Annotated in this window: 3 protein-coding genes; 2 read left to right on the forward strand and 1 reads right to left on the reverse strand. The window is 35.6% G+C overall.

The features are described 5' to 3' along the window. The first annotated feature begins 35 nt into the window (after positions 1–35). Both V7137_RS22175 and V7137_RS22180 read left to right on the forward strand, forming a co-directional pair. Positions 36–857, forward strand: coding sequence for a permease (locus V7137_RS22175; protein ID WP_438825626.1), 822 nt, complete (start codon positions 36–38; stop codon positions 855–857). A gap of 10 nt (positions 858–867) precedes the next feature. After that, on the forward strand, positions 868–1764 hold the full coding sequence (locus V7137_RS22180) for a TIGR03943 family putative permease subunit (RefSeq protein WP_335700083.1): 897 nt from the start codon (positions 868–870) through the stop codon (positions 1762–1764). Positions 1765–1827: 63 nt separating this feature from the next. Here the strand turns inward: V7137_RS22180 and V7137_RS22185 are convergent. Beyond that, positions 1828–1974, reverse strand: a 147-nt coding sequence (locus tag V7137_RS22185; RefSeq protein ID WP_335700084.1) for a YmaF family protein, incomplete at its 5' end; no start/stop codon positions are given.

Genomic DNA, 1974 nt, shown 5'->3' on the forward strand with positions numbered 1-1974 from the left:
TCCTGAGTATTATTTTAGAAGCTATTCCTTTTATTTTGTTAGGAGTATTTGTATCAGCCATTATACAAGCATTTGTATCTGAAAATGCAATTCGAAAGATGTTGCCTCGTAATGCCTATTTAGCAGCTATACCGGCTGCATTGTTAGGGATCATCTTTCCCATATGCGAATGTGCAATCATTCCGGTGGTTCGCAGGTTAATAAAGAAAGGCATGCCCTCGCATGTAGGTGTTGTATTTATGCTAAGTGCTCCTATCTTAAACCCTGTCGTCTATGCGTCCACCTTTTTTGCTTTTAAGAGTACACCCTATATTGCCAATGCCAGGATGGTTGTTGGATTTATTAGTTCCATTATCATTGGTCTCATCATATACAGACGATTTAAAGGGGAAAATATTCTTAAAACAGTTAATGATGGTCAGCGCGTTCACNNTCATCACCACCATAAAGGAAATAAACTCTTAGAAACCTTATATCATGCTAGTGATGAATTATTTGATACAGGAAAATATTTATTCATTGGAGCTTTCCTCGCAAGTATATTTCAGGCTTTCTTAGACCGCAATATTCTCTTATCCATTGGGACAAGCACTAGCTTTGCTCCAGTGGTTATGATGGGGTTTGCCTATGTCCTTTCTGTTTGTTCTTCTGCAGATGCCTTTGTAGCTTCTTCATTCGGTTCTACCTTTACGGAAGGATCAATCCTTGCATTTCTAGTTTTTGGACCCATGATTGATATAAAAAACACCTTAATGTTATTTGGTTATTTTAAGAAACGTTTTGTCCTATTCTTACTTATGGTGACTCCTATCGTCGTGTATTTGTCAGTCTATATCTTTCAATTATTTTTTATATAGGAGATGCATGATGAAGAAATCAGATGAAATGAATACCTTCCACCACCTTATCAGAGGAATCATCTTAATTGGCTTTATGTTGCTTTTGTTTAAATTACTGCTAACCAATAATATTACTCTTCTGATCGCACCGAAAATGATTCGCTTTATATACTTTACTTTATTTGTATTATTTACTTTAGGTGTCCTGTTAATCATAAGAGGAACATCCGTTCAGAAACATCCTTATCATTGTGATTGTGATGGTCAGCATTCCTACCCTACTTCATTTGGGAAAAGTTTATTTCTTTATTTATTATTTATTATTCCGATAACCACGGGCTTTCTTTTCGCAAATAATATTTTGGATAGCTCGGTGGCGATAAACAGAACCATTAAACTTGGAGCGAGTTCCCAAGACACAAAACCAAGCAAGGCTGTTAAAGATACCAATAAAACAAATGTAACAGCTAAAAGCAATGATACTCTCACTAATCAACATGAGCCTTTATCTGAAACGGAATACACTAAGTTAAAAAAAGACATGTTACAGACAAAAAGGATAAATATTAAGGAGAAGACCTATGTTCCAATGATGACAATTATTCAAGATAATCTACAAAGTATGATTGGAAAAACGATCTCGATAAAAGGGTTTGTATATAGGGAAAAAAATTTCATGCAAAATCAAATCATAGTAGCACGATTTGGAATTTCTTGTTGTGTTGCTGATGCCTCCGTTTATGGAATTATGGCAAAAGGGAATGTAGCAGCCCTACCAAAAGATAAATGGGTGCAAGTAATTGGTACAATTGAGCAAACTCAATATGATGGCGGTACCATCCCTTCTATAAAAATAAAGCAGATTTCAAAAATTTCAACACCGAAGCAGCCTTATGTTTTTGATGCTGGCATACAAATCGAGTGATGATACAAAAAATAAGAGACTAGTAGTTAGTCTCTTATTTTTTTTGTATCATTTGCACTGTTTTTATTTATTACCAGGTGCAGGTTGGTCGACACCTTTTATTCGGTGCCGATGTCCGTCGTTTTCAGTTGTATAAAAATCATAATAATGGACATGCATACCATTCCCAACTGGAATAGCTGGACCCGAATAGGCCTGATAATGATGGGT

Origin of the sequence: Neobacillus drentensis, assembly GCF_036962765.1 — a bacterium.
GTDB lineage: Bacteria > Bacillota > Bacilli > Bacillales > Cytobacillaceae > Neobacillus > Neobacillus drentensis_C.

Coding starts and splice junctions, on each gene's coding strand:
- V7137_RS22180 (WP_335700083.1), top strand. CDS start 868: ATGAAGAAATCAGATGAAATGAATACCTTCCACCACCTTATCAGAGGA.